This is a genomic window from Aquimarina sp. BL5 (genome assembly GCF_003443675.1).
Lineage (GTDB): Bacteria > Bacteroidota > Bacteroidia > Flavobacteriales > Flavobacteriaceae > Aquimarina.
Map to the genome: position 1 here is coordinate 2,524,019 of NZ_CP031963.1, position 22,113 is coordinate 2,546,131.

Consider the following 22,113-nt stretch of genomic DNA (forward strand, 5'->3'; position numbering starts at 1 on the left):
TTAGGTCTATACTGTACTAGTAAGTGTACTGATAAGGGGATATGTTACCTATAAAATTGAAGTTTTTATTGATTATTTTATTTTAATGCTTTTACAATAGTTTGCAATACAGTATATCAACCATAAAAAAACCAGTACCTATTGAACGATACTGGCGTATATCTTGATTGAATTCTTAAACGCTAATCTTTCAGTTGATAATCCGGATGCCCAGTTTGCCATAGAGCGAAGGAAAGAACTTCTGCAACCATGTTAAACTCTTTATCTTTCTTATCGAAAACCATACCATGTCCAGAATCAAATTCAGTTTTTAAAAGAACAAGGTTATCTGATGGTTTTGAATTATTTAATTTCGTTGCAAACTTTATTGAATGCCAAGGAGGCAACCTTGAATCATTAAAGCCTGTAGTTATTAACATAGATGGATACTTAACATTTCTCTCAATATGATGATAAGAATCCATCTTGTACAAATTTTTAAAATCAATAGAATCACTATACTTTCCAAACTCCCTTGCATTATTAGCACCATTAGCACCAACGTGCAATCTAGTTGTATTAAGACAACCTCTATCAATAATTGCAGCAGCATATAATTCTGGTCTTTCAGTAATAGCTCTACCAATAACAATTCCTCCTGCACTTCCACTCCATATAGCCATTTTAGTACTTGAAGTATATTTATTATCTATCAGATACTCCGTACAATCAATAAAATCCTTCCAACTATTAGGTTTAGTGGTTTTATAACCTCCATAATACCAAGCATCTCCTTTTTCTCTTCCTCCCCTGACATGGGCTACAGCATAAATTCCTCCTTTTTCAGCCCACAATAAAAAACCATAATAAAAATTGGGTGTCATACTTATTCCATAAGAGCCATAAGCCCTCATCAGTACAGGTGTGGTACCATCTTTCTTAAGTCCTTTTTTGTAAACAAGCGATAAAGGTATATCCTCCTTTCCATCAGAAGATTTAACTAATATTTCTTCCACAACCAAATCATCGAATCCAATATCCAAATTAGCGGGATAATTCGAATCTTTTATGAATTCTAATGTATTTATATCATATAAATACCTAGTTTTTGGTGTAATCCAACCTTGAAGATATACTGCTAAGAGATTGGTTCTATTTGTTTTTTCAAAAGATATTTTACCTGAAGCCATTGGAATCGAAATTTCTTTTTCATCCCCACTTGATGAAATTGTAAACATTTTAGCTTCAACACCATTTTTAACCGTACTATAGAAAAAATTATTATCTATATCAATATAGTCCTGAATTACTTGATCTTGTTTTTCACCTACAATTACTTCTGAATTACTAAAATCTGGATGTACAATTGAAGTCTTACAAATTTTGAAATTAGAAGCATTTTTTGCGGTTTTATACACTAAAGTATCTCCCTTTAGAAAATAATCTTTTATCTTTTCTGACTTTTCGAATAAAAGATTCCACTTTGAATTTAACGAAAGACTTGAGTATTTCCTAAAATAAGCGTCGTGATAAGATCCTGCTCCAGCAACATGGCCAAAAAGATATTTATCCACATCTTTATAAACTTTAACAACAGGAAAATTATTTGATTGTATAGATGCTTCTTTATTATTCTTTTTTGAAAAAACATCCTGAAATTTATCCCCTTTTTCTCCCAACGTATAAATTACAGATTTGGAATTAAGAAATTTGTCTTCTAAGGAATCATTACCACTGAACCTTAAATAAATAAAACCAGAATTATCTTGTAACCAATTTATTCCTCCTGATACTGTCGGGGCACAATTGATAATTTCGACTGGTAGTACATTTCTATTTTTAACATCTAAAACAATTATTTTGGAAAACTCATCACCATTTTTTGTAAGACTGATAGCTACGTGCGAAAAATCCCAACTAGGTTTAAAATAATTAATCTTGTAATCTTGATCTATTGTTTTTGGATCTAATAAAAGGATTTCATTACTGTTTTTACTTTTATTGATAAAACATAATTTGAAATAATTTTCTTGAGCTTTTCTTTTTAAATAGATGATATTATCATCCACATATTGTATTTTTCTGTAAGCAATTCCTTTTCTTTTTTCAAAAACGTTTTGGTCTTTAATAAGTTGTTTTTTTTGTTCTAATCCACCTAACAAATTGTTACTATATTCGTTATATTCCTTAAGATAACCTTTTACAAGCGAGTCGTCTAAATTTTCCAGAGCTCTATATGGATCCGAAAGTTGTTGTCCAAAATGAATTTCCGATATATTTTGCTTTTTGAACTTAGGTGATTTCACGGAATCCATACAACTTGAAAAAAAAATAATAGCAATAACAAACATGTATCTCATAAGATGTAAATATAATAAGTGCTAAGTTTATTTTTCGAAACTTAATGCATTAAAAGGTTACTATTTATCACAATTTTCATTATTAGTCTGTACCGTAAATACAGTTAATTCGCTGTTGTCGTCATCATCCCCTCCAAAAACTACATACTGCTGATCTTTTGATAGAATTGCAATTTGGAGTTTTCCAATTTAAGTCTTTGAAACAGTATTCTTTAAATAAAACTACTTTTTAGGCTGATAATCAGGATGTCCTGTTTGTGAAAGGCCAAATGCAAAAATACTAGCATATTCAATAATTCCTTTTTCATCAGATTCTCCAAATCCATGACCTCCATCAAAGTCAACATCAAATAAAACTGGCTTAGTTGAGGTGTTATATTCCATTAAACGCGCAGCAAACTTACCAGGAATCCAAGGCAAAATTCTTGCATCGTTCATTCCTGCTGTAAGAAAAGTAGCAGGATATTTTGTGTTAGGCTTCAAATGCAGATATGGATCCATATATAAGAGATCTTTACAAGTCAACGAATCCTTAATTGATCCGTATTCCTTTGCATTATTAGCCCCATTAGGAGAAAATTCTCGTCGATAAGGATTTAAATTACCTACACGAATCATGGATGCGGCAAATAAATCCGGCCTTTCGGTCATAGCTCTTCCAACTAGAATACCACCAGCACTTGAGCTAAAAACTGCAGTGTTTTTATTCGATGTATATCCTTCTTTGATCATGTATTCAACTGCTGAAATAAGATCCTTCCAAGTATTAGGCTTCGTAGATTTATAACCCGCTTTGTGCCATTCCTCTCCTTTTTCTCCTCCTCCTCTAACATGTACTACACAAAAAACACCTCCCTCTTCAACCCATGAAAGATATCTGGTTGAGAAAAAAGGATCAATCGAACTTCCATAAGCACCGTAACCGTAGAAAAGAATAGGTGTATTTTTATTCTTCAATAATTCTTCCTTGTATATTAAAGAAACAGGAACTTTAACTCCATCATGCGAGGCTATCTCAATTTCTTCCACTACAAAACCCTTATATTCAGGATATTCAATAGGTTCGATAATTTCCTGAAGGATAAATTTATCGTTTTTTAGATCATAATAATACCTTCTCGAATCATTAAGCCATCCCCTAATATTAACCCATATATCACCATATTCCAAACCTTTTATATCTAATCTGATTCTTCCAGATTTAATAGGTAATTTAATATTATTCGTTTTATCAGACCCTTTAGATAAAAAGTATAACTTAGCTTCAACTCCATTCTTAGAAGTGGTATAATAAATTCCATCCTTCGTTGCTTGAAAATCTGTTATCACTTCATCAGGTTGTTCAGGTACAATTATTGTTTTATCAACTAATCCCTTATCAGTAATTTTTGCTTTTTCTATTTTAAAATTAGATGCATTTTTAGAAGAAACATATAAATAATAATCGTCATCTAGAAAATTACCATAGCTTATACCACTATCTCCATTGAAAAGTGTTTTCCATTTAATTTTATCAGTTTTTCCTAAATCATTGGAATCAACATAAAAGGTATTACTATATCCGGAAGAACCTCCAGCGAATCCATAAAAATATTTATCATTCTGATTGGACAAATATACTACTGGAAAATCTTCGGGATTTAAATTAAGTTCTGGATGAGTTTCTCTAGATAATATTATATTTAGCTTCTTTGGATCATTATTCAATTTATAAAGAACAGATTTTGTATTCAATAAAAAATCGTTAGAGGTATTATCTACTGTGGGTAAATGGAGATATATTACACCACTATTATCCGGAAGCCAGGTTAAACCAAACTCGGAAGGCCAACAATTTGTAATTGTGTTAGACAAGATTTGTTTTGTACCAGTTTCCATAAAAACCATTTCACTTATTTCCGAACCTCCAGAAGTTAAAGATATGGCCAAAAACTCACCATCCCAACTTGGTTTTATGTAGTTAACAACGTAATCCTTTTGCAATTCTTTTTTATAGGTAGCAGGATCAAATAATAAGACTTCATTAGAATTTATATTCTGTTTGAAAAACACCTTATAGCTTTTATCTGCTTTATTCTTTTTTAAATAAAAATATTCATCTTGATTGGTTACTCGCAAATTACTGATCGATGATTCTTTTCTCTTCTCTAATTGACTCATTCGATTTTTTAAGTCCTTATATCCAGGAATAGTCTCAATGAATTCTTTTGATCTTTTTGTTTGGTTTTTAAACCAATTTACAACTGCTGTATCTTTTAGATTTTCAAAGTTGCGATAAGAATCTTTAATTTTAATCCCACAATATAAATCTTCAACCTCCACGGAGGGAATGGATAAATTATCTTTCTTTTCAATATCTTCTTCACAACCGAAGATTAAAAATGATAAAACGACTATCGTTGTAATTGAGAATATTTTCATTGAGTATAATTAGTGATTTATATAATATAAGATGCTCTTTGATATTAACCTGAAACAAATTTATTATTAATACTAATAATCGTTAAGGCAAAACAATGATTATTAAAAAAGTCACTTTCTAAAAATTTCTTGTTTAAATATTCCAGAAAGTAACTTTTATTAGCTTCTTTAAATTTGATTTAAGGACAATCGTCAGTGTGTTTTGTTTCGTTAGTTAATTTAGTGCCTGGTCTATTACAATGCCCATCACGCCCTCCATAAATTTTATCTAAACTTATCAGTCTAGCTACTTGAATTTTCTTAATGGTAAGTTTTCCCTTCGTCTCTTTTTTCATTTTTATAGTTTTTAAATTTCGTCAAACTTAATTAAATATTTTGTTTACCGAATTGATTTACTAGTCGGAATTTATAAAATCAGACCTATTCTGTCATCATTTAATTTGATTTCTGCACTTGTTTTACAAAGTAAGAAGGATAAACCCCAGTATTTTTGTAAAAAGCTTTTGAAAAAGATTCAGAATTTCTAAAACCCAAATCAATAGCTATTGCTTTTATTGAGTAAGACCTAAACTTCTTGTCGTTTTTGATTTTTTCGATAGCATAGTCAATTCTCAAATCATTTATATAACTGTTAAAGGATTTTCCCTTATAGGTATTAACTATCTTAGATAGATAAGTTGAGTTTGTATTAAGTTGTTTTGCTATTTTTACTAGAGTAATTTCTTTTTCTAAAAAACCGTGGTTTTTCTCAAAGTTGTTAATCTCGGTAAGAATTTCATTTATAACTGAATCCTGAATCCCAATTTGATCCGAATTAATCTTTATTTCTTTTTGTTTTATCTCACTTTTGGATTCCTTAGACATTAAATCGCTAAATCTTTCTTTATAGATTTTTCTCTTTTTGTTTAAATAAAGAATGATACTGATTGTGATTAACAACAAAACAGATATGAAAATTGACAAAAGTCTAAAAGTTCCTTTCTCTTCATCCAAGTCCTGAATAATTTTTTCTTTCTCAGATAACAACTTAGGAGTTTCGTAACTCTTTAAAATATTTTTGGATAAATATCTTTCATTTTTATAAAGAATACTGTCGACACTTAACAATCTTTCTATGTATTTCAGCTGCTTGTCTTTATCATCAACCTTTCTATAGTAATCAATCAATAGCCCATACGCATCTCTAATCTCCTGATAAACGACATCTTTAGACTGAGCAAGAGAATCAACACTAACAAGATATTTTACACTTTCAGCCTTATCATTCTTAAAATCATAAGCCTTTGCTAAATATAAATAGGTTACCAATAAATCACCTACATCATTGTTATTCAAGTCTTTAGATAGAAGCTTTTCTGCCTTTTTAAGAGTATCGATAGAAGTTTTTGTTTTTTTTAAATAATAATCAGCTATTCCATGTGATAGCAAGAATGAAGAATATAATCTTTTATCCAAATCCTGGTAGCTTTCCTTTATGCCTAAAAAAGCTGTTTCTTTAGCAGATCCAAAATCCTCTTTTCTGACATATGCATCCGTAAGAGCTATTAATGACACCAAATATTCTGTTTGATGAGTATCTTTATGATCTTTTATAAAATTATAATACTCTTCAAATAAAGGAACTGCCTGCTTTTCCTCCCCACTTGCATTTTTAAGAAGCCCCATCGAATGCTTAACCTTATTCTGTTGAAATGGATTACCATTTAACTTGGCAAATTTCTCCATTAACAAATAATTTTCTAGCGCTAAATCGTAATTACTTTGTCTATAATAATAAGCCGCTTTCAAAAAATAACCCCTAGCAGGATAAACATAATCTTTCAATTCCTTTGTTAGAGAAATTATACTATCAGAATACACCAGAGCGTTAGAATTTGTACGGTTTAATTTATAAAAAAGTTCATACCCTTTTGCAATTTCAATATTATCATTTTTCGATTTTGCCTTTTCCAGATAAACCTCTGCATACAGAACTGCTAAATCAGGGTTTGAAAACTTGTTATTTTCAAAAGATTCTTTTAAATAAGTGAATGTTTTGATTTTTAAAGAATCATCAACCTTTTTCCTTTGACTAGAAAAAATAATTTCTGGCAATAAAATCAATAAATATTTGAAGTAATTCAATGAATTAAGCATACTTTATATCTCTCTAGCATTTATTGAGGTGTAATATCTAAACAGAAAATCATAGATTACCAATTCATAAAACTTTTGTTTTGATCTAAAAATTCTATTTATAGACATATGTATGAAATTTATTAAAAGCTTACTTTTCTCAACTTTTAGATCATTATTCTTATCCTTGACAACTAATTTTTCTATAATTTGTTGAGCTTTAAACCTATGGTTGTTTAAGTCTTCGTTGAGAAAAACTTCTTGGTCACTTGTTAATAACAATGATTCAATTTTGGGTCTTAACTTTCTGTATTTCAAACTTAACGATTTATTGGTTCTTTTATCTGCATTTAACTCGCGCTTAAAAATTTTATTGTTCTTTTTGACAAACATAAGTTTATCCCTTATATCAAATTCAAAATTATTTAAGATATAGTTAATATATTTCAGTGTTGAGAAAAATAAATCATAATCATTATCATTGTACTTTAATAAACGAATAACTTCAGTACTGTCATAGTAAAAGAAACTTTCTACAAGGTGAATATCATTTTGACTATATTTCTCGGTTTCTCTTTCGTAGCTATCTAATTTCACTTTCCAAATGGTATCGTAATTTGTATGCCTTTCCAAGGAATCCATTACCAAATTAAAAGCCTTTGAATGATATTCTTTTTTAAATAATTTCAGTTTTAACCTTATACTTTCGTAAGGATCACTATATCTTGTAAAATACCATTTTTCAATAACATCTTCAGTTAGAAGTTTTTTGGTTAGAGGATCAATGATTTCTTTCAGAACTTGATCTTGTATTCTTACTCCGCAATAGATTTTAAAATGTAACCATCCATCATTGATTAAAAACTTTCTTTGAATATTGACATTTCTATTTTGGTTGGTTACATCCGAATTCATTGTAGATAGGGATTAAATACTGGTTTACATAACTAGATTCGTTACTTAAGTTATCAGGTTTTAGGAATTCTCTTAACTTTATTTTTTCCTTATTCTTAATTTCAGAAATAAACATCTGAATTAAGGTTATATTCTCGAAATCAATTAATAATTGTGTGTCGTTTTCTATTAATTCTACCCTTTTTGGAAGTTTATTCTTAATCCTCCAAGTTGTAACCAATTCAAGAAATTCATCCTTTTTTGTAATACGATTTGTAAGGAAAGGTAAATCTTCCTTTTTGAAATGCCATTGAGCCCTTGCTAATATAATATCTTTGAATAAAACTCTAGGCAGAAAAGAAAAGTTATCCTCTAAAGGCCCCCATTTAAAAGAAATAGTATTTCTTTTTCTCTGATTCTGAAGATGACATAAAAAATGATAAATTGGTAAAGGGTTTAAATTGAAGTCATGAGTGCTTGTAAGACAAGGTAAAATTTCTTTACTACTATCTCTATGTACCAGTTTGATTCTATCATTAATTACTTCAACAAGTATATCTTCGACTCTAATTTGTTTTTCAGTATTTAATAAAGAATTCCCAAGAAAAGGAATTTCAAATTCTCTTAACGCAGGTCGTTTCAAAACATTTCCTTTTTTTACATCTGGTAAATGAATAATTTCAGCTAAAATTTTGTTTTGATTTATATCATATTCCTTTTCCACAATCTCTTTAGTTAACTCTTTTATTTCATTATCAACATGACAGAATCTCGAGATCAAATTAGCTGCGCTAGATCCCGAAGCAAAATTTAGAACAATTTTATTTTCTTTATTTAAAGTTATAAGTTCTAAAGACATAGCAAGTGTGTCGGGAAGGTCACTCCAGTTTTCTTCTATATCACTAAAATCATTTTCTGTTATATTTATTTCATATTGATCATTAAATAAACAATTAGTGACTTTTTGAAGTAAAATATCATAAACTTTATTCCACACAATATTATAGTTACTCCCTTCTTTTTTGTTAAAAATTATATCAGACAAGAAAGGTGCAGTATCGTATATTTCTCTGTTTTGCATATACCCAATACCAGTTTCTATATCAAGAGCTGTAGATAAAGGTATTCTTCGATCTCCATATCTTACCTTAAAAGCAGTTTTAAAATTTTCAAGATTACTATTTCTTTTAAAGACTGTCAGCCGATTCAATATTGATAAAGCACTAATACTCTTTGAGATAATTCTTCTGTTTAGCTTATTATCTTGAGTAGTCTTTATTAAATCGGATCGAAAAACATTCGAATACTGTTCATTTGGAATTTTCTCTTTTAACAACTCTAAAATATCAAGATATTTTTCAACAGGGTTATTGATTTTTTCATCAAGCCCTTGCAAAAGACTATCAATATTCTCAATTAAAATTATGTATTTATTTGTTTTTACTTTTTTTAATATACCTATTATTCTTTTTAGACAATCAACACCGGTTAAGTTGGGAAACAATGAGCTTATTAATATTTGATTTTCAAATAGTTCATTAAAAAAATTTGTAGCAACTTCCTCTGTAAAATTTAACTCAGTAAGTTTTTCAATGATTTCAGAAAAAGTTGCTCCTTTTAAACCTATCCAATGTAAAAGCTCTGATAAGAATTTGGTTTTTTCTAATCCTTCAATTGTATAACTTGTTTCATTTTTATAAATATACTTCTCATAATACCGTAACTCAGGACCCAAATTATAAATGCTAGAGTTAATTTGATAATTTAAATCCTTTTTAACCTCAATATCCTGATTAATAATTTCAACTAAATGGTCGATAACCTCAATATCCAAACTTGTAGTTCTTCTAAACTGAGATATAGGTTTAAAATTTAAGCACGACGGATCATTTACAATTTTTCCAATACTACATCCTGAAAACAACCCAAACGGGGTGCTCCTACTTGACAAACGAACTAAATACTTTATCAATGAAAGCTTTATTTTTTCCTCCCTTTTAGGATTACTAATAGCTCCTTTTACCCATTTACTAATTTCTAAATATAAAGTTGGTGATGCTAAAAAAATTGCCTCATTGATTATTTCGTTATAATTCCAATTTTTTTTTAATGATTCACTACTAACTTCTTCCTGACAGAATATTTCTTCAAAGAAATCAAAAGGCTTTAAAGGAGTTCTAAGGCAAAAAGAATCTAAAGATTTATATGGATTTTTCATTTAATTAATTACCTACAATAGCAATGGATATAAGAACAAAGATTGAGAAAACAACTCGAAATTTATAAATTCCGCATCCAGAATTTATAAATATAGATCTATTTGTCTTGATTTACAGTTGTTTCCTATTCTATATTTGCCTCGCAACAAAAACGTAGTTCGAAAATCTGATCAGTCACAAAACTACCATAAAAATCAATAACAACTTTATAGGTTTCCGTAATGATTTTAAAAAAAGAACTTTCATAAGAAAGAAAAAGATCTTATCGATCTAACAATTCAATGATCTAAATAATCCATAAAACAATTTACTGCAACTACGGATTTGCAGGCTTTAAAAACGGTGTTTCCGGATACCGAAAGGATATTTTTATGTCAAATTTTAAAGGGAAAAATTATAAAAAACAACAATGAATATAACAAAAAATCAACAAATCATCGATGGAATTATTGCTGGGGATAGCAGTATTCTTAAATCATTTTATAAAAAAAATCTACCTCTAGTAAGAAGATTAATTCTTAAATATAATGGTACTACGGAAGATGTGGAGGATATATTTCAGGAGGCATTGGTATTGCTATATCATAAATTGAAGTCTGGCGAACTGGATGTGTATACCTCTATTCACAGCTACTTCATAGGAATTTGTAAAAATATGTGGAGAAATCAATTACGAAAAAAACGCATTTCAGAATATTATCAACTATGCGAAAAAAGTACTCCAGATCCATCAGATTCTATAATAGATACAATTACAAAAGAGCATCAACAAAACCTGTTTAACAAGCATTTGGATAACCTTAGTAAAGGTAATAAAAGTATACTCAAGTTATTTTTTGAAGAAAAAAGTAATCGTGACATTGCTAATATCACTGGATGTTCAGAAGGATATACACGTAAAAAGAAATGCATTATAAAAGAACGTTTACAGAAGATGGTACAGAGCGATCCGGTATATGGAGAGTTGGTAACATGTTAGTTAAAGATTACTTGGGAATGTGAGAGGTGAAGTTTGGAGGACTGAGGTTCCTCCTGAGACAGACAGGTCTCGAAGTCGGAAGTCTAAAAAACACTTAAAAACATCATATCGTATAGAATTTTAAAAAAAAGTAAAAAACAGAGGTAACATTTCTCTTTCTAACGACACGTACAAGTAGGGAGGCGAAATTGCCTCAGTAGTATTCTTAAACATATTAAGAAACTGATGGGTTATCCATTTAAAAAATTAAGTAAGGCAACAATTATTAAATAGTATTTTTTATGAAAAACATTTCATTATTTCTCACACTTTTTTTGATTACAAGTTTGGGATATGCACAGACTGGCGATGACGGTGGAGGCACTACTGCATTTGATTATACAGCAGAGCTTTCTAGAGCAGTTACGATTCCTAACTCTCCAGAAGCAGCAGCATTTATTAAATATGGAAATGTTCCATTAAACCAATATACAGGTACTCCTAATATTTCGATTCCGATTTGTCAAATTTCTGGTAAAAGTATTTCGCTACCGATATCGATGACCTACGACGCTTCTGGGATCAAGGTGAATCAATTAGCTACTAAGGTTGGTTTGGGATGGAACCTGAACTATGGTGGGGTAGTTTCTCGTCAGGTACATGGACTTCCTGATCAAGCGGATGGAACCTATGCTAAAATTACAGACCCAGGCACTCGAGCGGGTCTTGATGCTGCCTACAACAATGCGCATATGACTGCTTTTTCTACCGTAGAGGCGATGGATGCTGCCGATGCTTTGTTAACCAATTATAGTATGAACAATATCGATATCCAGGCAGATACCTTTAGTTTTTCTATTAACGGATTATCAGGTACCATCGGAATCAACTATGATGTAACTGAAAATGGAAAATATCAAGTTTTTTGTATTGATAATCCAGAAGTCAAAATTGATTATACCTTGTTAGGAGATCAGATCACCAATTGGATTATTACTGATACCCAGGGAACACGATATGAGTTTGCCAAAGCAGAATACACCCATACATCCTATAGCACCCAACAGAATGAGTATACCGCAGAATATATCTCCAGTTGGTATGTTACCAACATAGAAACTGCTGATAAAGAAGATACAATCGTATACTACTACGGTAATGGAGCCTACTATGCAGAGAATCAGCGGTTGCCTTTAGACTATATCACTCAGTTTTATTACCATCCTCATACGAGTGGAGGCGCTTCAGGAGAAACTGTTATACAAGAAATTGTAGAACAACATAAGCAAACGATCTATAAGATCAAACAATTTAACCCAACAGCTATTTTTCATAATGGTACCTTGGCAGTAGATTTTGGAAGTAGTCTGCAGCGAGAAGATTTGCTTGGGCAATCTGCGATTACCGGTATCAATGCCTATAACATTTTAGGACAGCCTATAAAATCCTTTGAATTTGAGTATTCATATTTCGTGTCAGAATCCGGTTCTGGGATATATCCAGCAGGTGATAAACGTCTAAAACTAGATGCAATTCGTGAAGTTGAGGTGTTTCGTGATCAAGGAACTGTTAATACATCACCTACAACTCCTAAAGAGAAAACGCATAGTTTTGACTATTTTAACCCGACACAACTTCCTCACATAAGTTCTCATTATATGGATCTTTGGGGATATTATAATGGTGGAGGAGCACATATCACCAATGTGGTGGGGAACTTGTTTCTTTTTAACCAACAATATGGATTGAGCCGATTAGATTATGACTTCCCAGGGTCTGACCGAACATCTAAACCTCAATTTGCAATTAACGGAACGCTACAAAAAATCACCTATCCTACCGGAGGAAGCACTGAATTCTTTTTTAATGGACATAGTGGTCCTTTAGAAGAAGAGGCAACAATTAATCTACAAAGATACACCACTGCGGTTCAGGGAGGAAGTGACAACCCAATAGCCAGTACCAATGATCTCGATGATTGTCCTAATATTGATGATATCGGATACTTACACAACCTTCAGAATATTGCCAATGGGGAGTTTACCATTGATGCTTTAAATGCAAATAAAGCAATTGCTTTTGATGCCACATTCAATAATTACAATCCCGGACCACCATTAGTACAGGATGCAGTAACCTTTGTCTGTGTGTATAAATCTCGAATAGGAACGGGTCAGTGTGAGACACGTCCTTGCCCTGAAGGAGATTTACAACCTAATGGATGTTCCTTGGATGTATCAGGTGATACCTATACGATTTGTGATAGAGGAGAAGCACCACTGACCTATTGCGATATTATGACTAGTAATCCTACTACCAACCCAAAGATTGTATACTTCAGTACGACTCCTGATAGTGATTTTATTTTACAATTAGAAGAAGGAGATTATCGCATTTTACTAGTCAATGGAAATGCTAATACAGCTTTGAATGTTCAGTATGACTTGTTGGTAGAACGAGAAATACGAAGAAACAATATGGTAGGAGGTTTACGATTGGTTAAAACAGAAGACAAACCTTCAGAAAATGCTAATGATGTATTAACTAAGTATTATTATTATAATACGTTGCCTGAAAATGGAGTAATTACTCCTAGTATTATAGAAGGTAACTATGCTTCTTCCGGAGTGGTGCATCAAAAACTATTCTTTTCTGATGTAGAAGAACATAGTGGTATTCTAGGAGATACACATGATGTTTCTTTTAGTGGGGCAAAAGTGAATTTGTATAAGTTTTATAGCAACAACCTGGCTCCAAAAACAAAATACAATATCGCCTATACCAACGTATCTGAAATACAATTCAAAAATAATCAATATCAAGGGCATACCACCTATACCTTTTACAATCAAGATGATGGTGTTGCGGTAGCAAACCGTCCTTATTTCCCCAGATACCATCTAAACGGAAGACTGAGAGCGACTACCCACTATAATGATCAAAGAAAAATGGTGCAGCAAAGCTCACAGCTGTACTCACAACAAACCCTGAGTACCACCATGCCACACAACGGAGTCTTTATGATCCCGGAGGCAGTTGCACACCAGGCCTGTAAGAAAAAAATATACGGAAATGGTACGTATACCATTTCCGTCTCACTTGCTGACCCTATAGTGGGTGGTTGTTTTGGAGGAGGAGAATCAGGGCCATATACCACCTATTTCGCCAACAAGTACCGCTTAACACCTATATGGACACGATTAGAGGCAAAAACAGAAAAACAATTTTTTGAGGATCAGCTCATAGAGCAAAAAACAGAATACTTCTATGATAACGATACTCATAAACAAATGACACGTACGCAAACCACCAAAAACAATGGGGAGATCGGGATCTCTAAAATGTATTATCCTCAGGATAGAGCAGCGCTCGGTACTTTACCTCTTAATGCCAACAAAGCTATTGATGTAATGATAGATACCCATCGTATTGGGATGCCTTTACAAGTAGAGCAGTACATCAAACAAGGAACTGAAAACATCCTACTGGCTAAACAAAGAACAGATTATAAATTATGGGGTACCGAAAAACACGTATCTCCAGAATTTGTGTATACCAGCAAAGGAAATGCAACGCTGGAAGAGCGCATGCGATATCATCAGTATGACACGAAAGGTAATCCGCTAGAAGTATCACAAACCAATGGAATACATTCCATCTATATCTGGGGATACAATGATAAATATCCCATTGCGAAGATTGATAATGCCAGCTACGATGGAATGCCAACAACAGTGACCAATTTGATTGATCAGATCAAGACTACTTCTAACACAGAAAACAATAGTACAAAAGAAGCCACCTTGAGATCGCAACTAGAAACACTAAGATCTCACGCCTTCTTTGCGGATGCGGAAATGAGCTATTACACCTATGATCCCATGATTGGGGTCACCAGTATGACAGATCCCAGAGGCTATACGATGTATTATGAATATGGTGGTTTTAATCGATTATCCGTAGTAAAAGATGAAGATGGTAACATACTATCAGAGAACCAGTACCATTACAAAAACAACTAAGAAAATGAATTCCAAATATTATTATATAACTTTTATATTTCTGTGTATTGCTCAGTTTGCTAATGCTCAAATTGTTTTAAACCCTTGTAGAGGGGATGATTTTGGCGGAGAAGCCTGGTATTTAGATGCCGATGGTGATGGGTACGGAAATCCACATGAGGCTGTTTGTAATCGCACTCGACCTGCTGGCTATGTTGCAAGACAATTTCAATGGGATCAAAATGACAATGATGCTACGATTTATCCCGGAGCTACTGAATTATGCGATGGAAAAGATAATGATCAGGATGGTTCGATTGATGAATCTCCCGCTCCACCAACACCAAGCGCAGCAAGCGTTGCTAATAATTGTGGCGGTAGCGTGCTATCCAGAAGCAATCCTCCAAGTGGCATTACCTGGTATTGGCAGAGTACTGCTGGGGGAACTAGCATTGCTAATAGTAGTCCTTCTATTACTAGAACTAGCGGAAGTAGATATTACTTGCGAGCTAGAAACAATACGACAAGATGTTGGAGTACTGCTAGAACAGTTAATTATAGTGTTAAAGCGGTACCTCCAACACCTGCTGCGCCTACTGTTGCGAACAATTGTGGTAGTAGTGTAATTAGCAGAAGCAATCCACCAAGTGGCGTTACCTGGTATTGGCAGGGTACTGTTGGAGGAACTAGCACGGCTAATAGCAGTTCTTCTATTACCAGAACAACTGGTAGTGCATATTATCTAAGAGCTAGAAATAATTCCTCAGGATGCTGGAGTCCAGTCAGAACCGTCAACTATAACGTGAGAGCTATACCTCCAACACCTACTTCACCAAGTATTGCGAATAATTGTGGGGCTAGTGTTCTTACTAGAGTCAATCCGCCAAGTGGGGTTACCTGGTATTGGCAAAGTACTGCTGGAGAAACTAGCACTACTAATAGCAGTTCTTCTATTACCAGAACAACTGGTAGTGCATATTATCTAAGAGCAAGAAATAATTCCTCAGGATGCTGGAGCCCTGCTAGAACCGTAAACTATAGTGTTAGAGTTGTACCTCCGACACCTGCTTTACCAAGTGTTGCTAACAATTGTGGAAATAGTGTGCTTAGCAGAAGTACTCCACCAAGTGGAGTTACCTGGTATTGGCAGGAAACTGCGGGAGACACCAGTACCTTGAATAGTAATGCATCCATTACCAGAACCTCTGGTAGTAAATATTATCTAAGAGCTAGAAACAATAGTTCAGGATGCTGGAGCCCTGCTAGAACGGTAAGCTATACTATTAAATTAATTCCTCCTACACCAGCTGCACCAACTGTTGCTAACAATTGTGGAAATAGTGTGCTTAACAGAAGTAATCCTCCTAGCGGGATTACCTGGTATTGGCAGAGTACTGCAGGAGGAACCAGTACTTCTAATAGTAGTGCTTCTATCACCAGAACTACCGATAACAAATACTATCTAAGAGCAAGAAATAACTCTTCAGGATGCTGGAGTCCTGCAAAAACAGTAAACTATAGTATCAAAGCTGTACCTCCAACACCTGCTGCACCAAGTGTTGCTAATAATTGTGGAAATAGTGTGCTTAGCAGAAGCAACCCACCAAGTGGAGTGACCTGGTATTGGCAAAGTACTGCAGGAGGAACCAGTACTTCTAATAGTAGTGCTTCTGTAACCAGAACTACCGATAACAAATATTATCTAAGAGCAAGAAATAACTCTTCAAGATGTTGGAGTCCCGCAAGAACAGTAAACTATAGTATCAAATCAGTGCCTGTAACACCAACTGCACCTTCAGTTGCTAACAACTGCGGCAATAGTGTGCTTAACAGAAGTAATCCACCTAGTGGAGTGACCTGGTATTGGCAAAGTACTGCAGGAGGAACTAGCACAACTAATAGTAGTGCTTCTATCACCAGAACTACCGATAACAAATACTATTTAAGAGCAAGAAATAATAGTTCAGGATGTTGGAGTCCTGCAAGAACGGTAAACTATAGTATCAAATCAGTTCCTACGACACCAGCCGCACCAAGTGTTGCAAACAATTGTGGAAATAGTGTGCTATCCAGAAGTATTCCACCAAGTGGCGTTACCTGGTATTGGCAAGCTACTGCTGGAGGAACCAGTACGTCTAACAGTAGTACTTCTGTTACCAGAACTAGTGATAACAAATATTATCTAAGAGCAAGAAATAACGCTTCAGGATGCTGGAGTCCTGCTAGAACTGTAAACTATAGTATCAAAACTGTGCCTACGACACCAGCCGCACCAAGTGTTGCAAACAATTGTGGAAATAGTGTGCTATCCAGAAGTACTCCTCCAAGTGGCGTTACCTGGTATTGGCAAGCTACTGCTGGAGGAACAAGTACAGCTAACAGTAGTGCTTCTGTTACCAGAACTAACGATAATAAATACTATTTAAGAGCAAGAAATAACTCCTCAGGATGTTGGAGTCCTGCTAGAACTGTAAACTATAGTATCAAAGCTGTGCCTGCGACACCAGCAGTACCAAGTGTTGCTAATAATTGTGGGAATAGTGTGCTATCCAGAGGCAATCCACCAAGTGGCGTGACATGGTATTGGCAAGCTACTGCTGGAGGAACTAGCACCACTAATAGTAGTGCTTCTATCACCAGAACTAGCGATAACAAATACTATTTAAGAGCAAGAAATAATAGTTCAGGATGTTGGAGTCCTGCAAGAACGGTAAACTATAGTATTAAATCAGTTCCTATCACACCAGCAGTACCAAGTGTTGCTAATAATTGTGGGAATAGTGTGCTATCCAGAGGTACTCCTCCAAGTGGCGTTACCTGGTATTGGCAGGAAACTGCTGGAGATACGAGCATCGCTAATAGTAGTCCTTCCGTAACTAGAACTAGCGGTAGTACATACTATCTAAGAGCTAAAAATAATGCATCTGAATGCTGGAGTCCTGCTAGAACTGTAAATTATATTATCAAATCAGTTCCTGTAACACCAACGGCACCTTCAGTTGCTAATAATTGTGGAAATAGTCTCCTATCTAGAGGCAATCCACCAAGTGGAGTGACCTGGTATTGGCAGGAAACTGCGGGAGGGACAAGCACCGCTAATAGCAATTCTACTGTAAGTAGAACCAGTGGTAGTGCGTATTACTTGAGGGCAAGAAACAATAATTCTTTATGTTGGAGTCCTGTAAGAACAATTAATTACAGTATCATTCCTATTCCTGATTGGTACCTAGATGCCGATGGAGATGGTTTTGCCATTTCAAAACTAACTCAATGTAATAATCCTGGTAGCGGATATACACAAACGATACTACCGGTAACAGATTGTAATGACAGTAATGCGACCATCAATCCTATGACAATATGGTATGCGGATACGGACGGAGATGGTTTTGGAGATTCCACAGTTATAAAAACTCAATGTGTTCAACCCGTAGGGTATGTCTCTGATAGCACCGATCAATGTCCTGATGTAGCAGGAACGATCGCAGGATGTGAAGGAACACCTTATCAAGATGTAACTTTCAGTAATGAAAACTATGTGTATACCAAAGTATATCAAAGGAAGATGACATCATCAGATTCTATTAGATATACTAAAGATGTAATGGAAAGCATTAGTTATTTTGATGGATTAGGTCGTCCTAAACAACAAATAGGAATTAAAGCCTCTCCTGATAAAAAGGATATTGTGATCCATATGGAATATGATACCTATGGAAGACAAGCAAAACAGTATTTACCTTTTGAAAGACAAAATGATGCCATAGGTAGTTATCATACGGTAGATGTTATTGAAGATATCAATAGGCATTATCAAACAAAGTACTCTAATGACTTCAACGGAATGGCAGAAGCTGATGTCAATGCCTATTCAGAAAGTATTTTTGAGGCCTCTCCTTTACAACGAGTTTTAGAACAAGGAGCCCCAGGAAAAGATTGGAAAGCTGATAAAGACTCGGATACGGATCATACGATTAAGTTTGGTTGGAGTAGTAATTTCCTGGAAGAAGTAGCTTATTTCTCAGTTATTTTTAATGATTCTACAAATACAGAAACGCCAAGTTTATCACAAAATGGGTATTATAATCCCAATGAATTATATGTAACCATTGCCAAGGATGAAAACTGGCAACCTGGTCAAACATATGAAGATGATCATACTACTAGAGAATATAAAGACAAATCTGGAAGAGTTATTCTAAAAAGAACTTTTGATCAAGGAGAAGCTCACGATACTTATTATGTATATGACGATTTTGGGAATTTGACCTTTGTCATCCCACCAAAAGTGGATGTAACAAATGCTGTCTCTGATACTGAGCTTTCCGAACTGTGCTACCAATACAAGTATGATTACAGAAATCGAATGATCAAAAAGAAAATACCGGGCAAAGGATGGGAATCTATTGTGTATAATACATTGAATCAACCTGTATTGACTCAGGATGCACTTTTAAAGGCAGATTCTGCCTGGCTCTTTACCAAATATGATGCATTGGGAAGGGTAGCCTACACAGGTAAAATAGTAATCAATGATAAAACAAGAGCAGAACTACAAACGGAAGCCAACGAATTTACAGAAGCTTTGTGGGTAGAAAGCAGCTCGGAAAGAATGATTGGCGGCACTACCATGTATTATACGAACGGCGGGTATCCTGATGTGCAAAATGCAGAGGTATTAACCATCAATTATTATAATGATTATCAGTTTTTAGGCACTAGCCCTGTAGCATCTTTTGTGAATCCTGTAAATGTGTATGAGCAACCGATCTGTAGTCGTACCAAGTCGTTAGCAACCGGATCTAAAGTAAAAGTGTTGGATACCTCAGACTGGATTACTACCGTTACCTACTATGATAAAAGGGCACAACCGGTATATGTAGTAAGTGAAAATGAGTATCTAAATACAGTAGATGTCGTAGCAACTAAACTAGATTTTGCTGGTAAGGTTTTAGAAAGCACAATGACGCATACCAAAGATAGTAATGACCCAATTGTAACAGTAGATACTTTTACGTATGATCATATTGGTAGATTGCTAGAGCAAATTCAAACGATTAATACACAAGCTCCCGAACGTATTGTTACTAATACCTATGATGAATTGGGACAATTGGAGTCTAAGGCCGTAGGAGGCACTTCCGCTTCGCTCAGTGCCCGAGTAGAAGGAGGACTACAAAAGGTAGATTACACCTATAACGTAAGAGGTTGGTTAAAAACCATTAATGAAGGTACTACTGATAATGGAGATCTATTTGGTTTTGCCATTAATTACAATACCACTACCGAAAACTTAGGAGCAACTGCCTTGTATAATGGTAATATTAGTGAAGCTAGTTGGAAAACTGCTAATGACAATACCAGACGCGCTTATGGATACCAGTATGATGCACTGAATAGAATTCTCGCAGGAGCTAGTAGTGATGGTAGGTATAACCTAAGTAATGTATCTTATGATAAAAACGGAAATATTGAAACCCTACGGAGAACCGGAGCGATTGTAACAAACCCTGATTATAGTAGATCTAGTGATTTTGGTATGATGGATAATCTTACATATACCTATGATGAAGGAAATAAATTACGTAATGTTACTGATCAGGTATTAATACCTTTTGGATTTTCTAAAACAACTACAGTTACAGAAGATGAGTATCAATATGATGTGAACGGTAATATGACTGTGGATCATAATAAAGGGATCAACAGTATTACGTATAATTATTTAAATTTACCGAGTGCAGTTGTCATTGATAATGCAGAGCATACCGGAAATATTAGCTATATTTACGACGCTACTGGAGCGAAACTAAAAAAGATCGTAACAGAGGGAAGTTCTTTAATAGCAACTGAATATGCTGGTAATTTCATCTATGAAAACGAACAGCTTAAGTTCTTTAACCATCCAGAAGGATATATAGAACCGAATGGAACTGGTGAATTTAATTACGTTTATCAATATAAGGATCATCTTGGCAACATCAGGCTCTCATACTCAGATAAGGACAATGACAGTAAAATTGATGTACTGAGAAATAACGTAGATGCAGACGGTGATGGAGATCTGGTTCACGAAATCTTAGAGGAAAATAACTATTATCCTTTTGGTCTAAAACATCAAGGATATAACAACCTTATCACCAGCACAAATCCTGCTCTTAAGTATAAATATAATGGTATTGAATTGAATGAGGATTTAGGATTAAATCTTTATGAGATGCCACTACGTCAATATGATCCCACAATTGCTAGATGGACAAGTATTGATCCTGTTACGCATCATTCGATGTCTACCTATACTGCTTTTGATAATAATCCCGTTTTTTGGGCTGATCCTAGTGGAGCAGATGCTTGGACTTATGTTGGTAATGGAGAGTATAAAAATAATAGAACAAGTGAAACAACTGATGATTGGCAAAGAGCTGTTAGTGAAACTGATGGTGGGGATGGTGGTCCAGATGATTTTATTAGAATAAATACTAAGACTAAAAAAGCAGAAGTTTTTGCAGATGATAATGATTATGATACCATAGTAACTGATGGTGTAAAAAGTTATTCTCCCAAAGGAAATACAGAATCACGTTTAGAATCTGAAGGTTATTCAATTAGACATACCGAGGGGGTTGGTATGGGAGCTTTTGATAATGCTGTTTTAATCCTTAGTGGAGAGGCAGTGTTTGCTTGGATTGGTAGAGGAATTAGTGGTTTGGGTTGGTTTGCAAAAGCATCCAGTAAGTTAGATGATATTTCAGGAACTGTATTAGGTGCGTCAGAACAAGCTGGTATTTTTGGTAGTAATGCTGGATGGCTGAGTTTTCACGAAGGTGTGGGTCACACAATTGCACGACACATTGCAAAAACTGATGCTCAATTAATAGCTAGACTAAATTCTTCTAGAAGGATATCAGGAGCAAGTACTTTCTCTAATCAACCAATGGCTGAAGTAATAATTTCATCAGCTATTAGGTCAAATCGTTCTACACTAAATACATGGCTTAAAAGTGGCTCGACAAGAAATCTTGTTCTAGAATATACAGGTAATACTGTTATTGGTCGTGGTATAATGAGAGGGCAAAGTGCTGTTTCGAATTTAACAAATGCAAGAATAATTCTTAAACCTACAGGTAGTGGAAGCTATAACATATTAACAGCGTTTCCTAAATAAA

Annotated in this window: 9 protein-coding genes; 3 read left to right on the plus strand and 6 right to left on the minus strand. The window is 34.1% G+C overall.

Features of this window, described 5'->3' with window-relative positions:
* Positions 1 to 182 precede the first annotated feature (182 nt).
* The 6 genes from D1818_RS10905 to D1818_RS10925 all read right to left on the minus strand — a co-directional run bounded on the left by D1818_RS10905 (position 183) and on the right by D1818_RS10925 (position 9,987).
* Entirely contained in the window at positions 183 to 2,294 is a 2,112-nt protein-coding gene (locus tag D1818_RS10905) for a prolyl oligopeptidase family serine peptidase (protein ID WP_158597044.1), read from the minus strand.
* Between the two features lie 267 nt (positions 2,295 to 2,561).
* Positions 2,562 to 4,760, minus strand: coding sequence for a prolyl oligopeptidase family serine peptidase (locus tag D1818_RS10910; RefSeq protein ID WP_118458877.1), 2,199 nt, complete (start codon positions 4,758 to 4,760; stop codon positions 2,562 to 2,564).
* 179 nt (positions 4,761 to 4,939) lie between these two features.
* Positions 4,940 to 5,095, minus strand: coding sequence for a hypothetical protein (locus D1818_RS25295; protein WP_158597059.1), 156 nt, complete (start codon positions 5,093 to 5,095; stop codon positions 4,940 to 4,942).
* Positions 5,096 to 5,195: 100 nt separating this feature from the next.
* A complete protein-coding gene (locus tag D1818_RS10915; protein ID WP_118458879.1) occupies positions 5,196 to 6,896 on the minus strand; it encodes a helix-turn-helix domain-containing protein in 1,701 nt (566 codons plus the stop codon).
* Positions 6,897 to 6,899: 3 nt separating this feature from the next.
* A complete protein-coding gene (locus tag D1818_RS10920; protein WP_118458881.1) occupies positions 6,900 to 7,790 on the minus strand; it encodes a thiopeptide-type bacteriocin biosynthesis protein in 891 nt (296 codons plus the stop codon).
* Positions 7,762 to 9,987 (minus strand): lantibiotic dehydratase family protein, encoded by a 2,226-nt coding sequence (locus D1818_RS10925; RefSeq protein ID WP_118458883.1) that lies wholly within the window; start codon positions 9,985 to 9,987, stop codon positions 7,762 to 7,764. Before D1818_RS10925 ends, D1818_RS10920 begins: the two co-directional genes overlap by 29 nt.
* Before the next feature lie 410 nt (positions 9,988 to 10,397).
* Between D1818_RS10925 and D1818_RS10930 the strand changes: the two genes are divergently transcribed.
* The 3 genes from D1818_RS10930 (at position 10,398) to D1818_RS10940 (ending at position 22,112) form a co-directional block, all read left to right on the plus strand.
* Complete coding sequence (locus D1818_RS10930) at positions 10,398 to 10,967, plus strand: RNA polymerase sigma factor (RefSeq protein WP_118458885.1); 570 nt, start codon at positions 10,398 to 10,400, stop codon at positions 10,965 to 10,967.
* A gap of 281 nt (positions 10,968 to 11,248) precedes the next feature.
* The gene (locus D1818_RS10935; protein WP_118458887.1) at positions 11,249 to 14,968 is read left to right on the plus strand and encodes a hypothetical protein; all 3,720 of its coding nucleotides are present in this window, start codon (positions 11,249 to 11,251) and stop codon (positions 14,966 to 14,968) included.
* A 4-nt stretch (positions 14,969 to 14,972) separates the two neighbouring features.
* Complete coding sequence (locus D1818_RS10940) at positions 14,973 to 22,112, plus strand: DUF6443 domain-containing protein (RefSeq protein ID WP_158596896.1); 7,140 nt, start codon at positions 14,973 to 14,975, stop codon at positions 22,110 to 22,112.
* The last annotated feature ends 1 nt before the right edge of the window (position 22,113 follow it).

What these genes read in the sequence shown, in the direction of transcription:
- D1818_RS10915 (WP_118458879.1), bottom strand. Translation starts at nt 6,896, where the DNA reads ATGCTTAATTCATTGAATTACTTCAAATATTTATTGATTTTATTGCCA.
- D1818_RS10925 (WP_118458883.1), bottom strand. Translation starts at nt 9,987, where the DNA reads ATGAAAAATCCATATAAATCTTTAGATTCTTTTTGCCTTAGAACTCCT.
- D1818_RS25295 (WP_158597059.1), bottom strand. Translation starts at nt 5,095, where the DNA reads ATGAAAAAAGAGACGAAGGGAAAACTTACCATTAAGAAAATTCAAGTA.
- D1818_RS10930 (WP_118458885.1), top strand. Translation starts at nt 10,398, where the DNA reads ATGAATATAACAAAAAATCAACAAATCATCGATGGAATTATTGCTGGG.
- D1818_RS10910 (WP_118458877.1), bottom strand. Translation starts at nt 4,760, where the DNA reads ATGAAAATATTCTCAATTACAACGATAGTCGTTTTATCATTTTTAATC.
- D1818_RS10940 (WP_158596896.1), top strand. Translation starts at nt 14,973, where the DNA reads ATGAATTCCAAATATTATTATATAACTTTTATATTTCTGTGTATTGCT.
- D1818_RS10905 (WP_158597044.1), bottom strand. Translation starts at nt 2,294, where the DNA reads ATGGATTCCGTGAAATCACCTAAGTTCAAAAAGCAAAATATATCGGAA.
- D1818_RS10935 (WP_118458887.1), top strand. Translation starts at nt 11,249, where the DNA reads ATGAAAAACATTTCATTATTTCTCACACTTTTTTTGATTACAAGTTTG.
- D1818_RS10920 (WP_118458881.1), bottom strand. Translation starts at nt 7,790, where the DNA reads ATGAATTCGGATGTAACCAACCAAAATAGAAATGTCAATATTCAAAGA.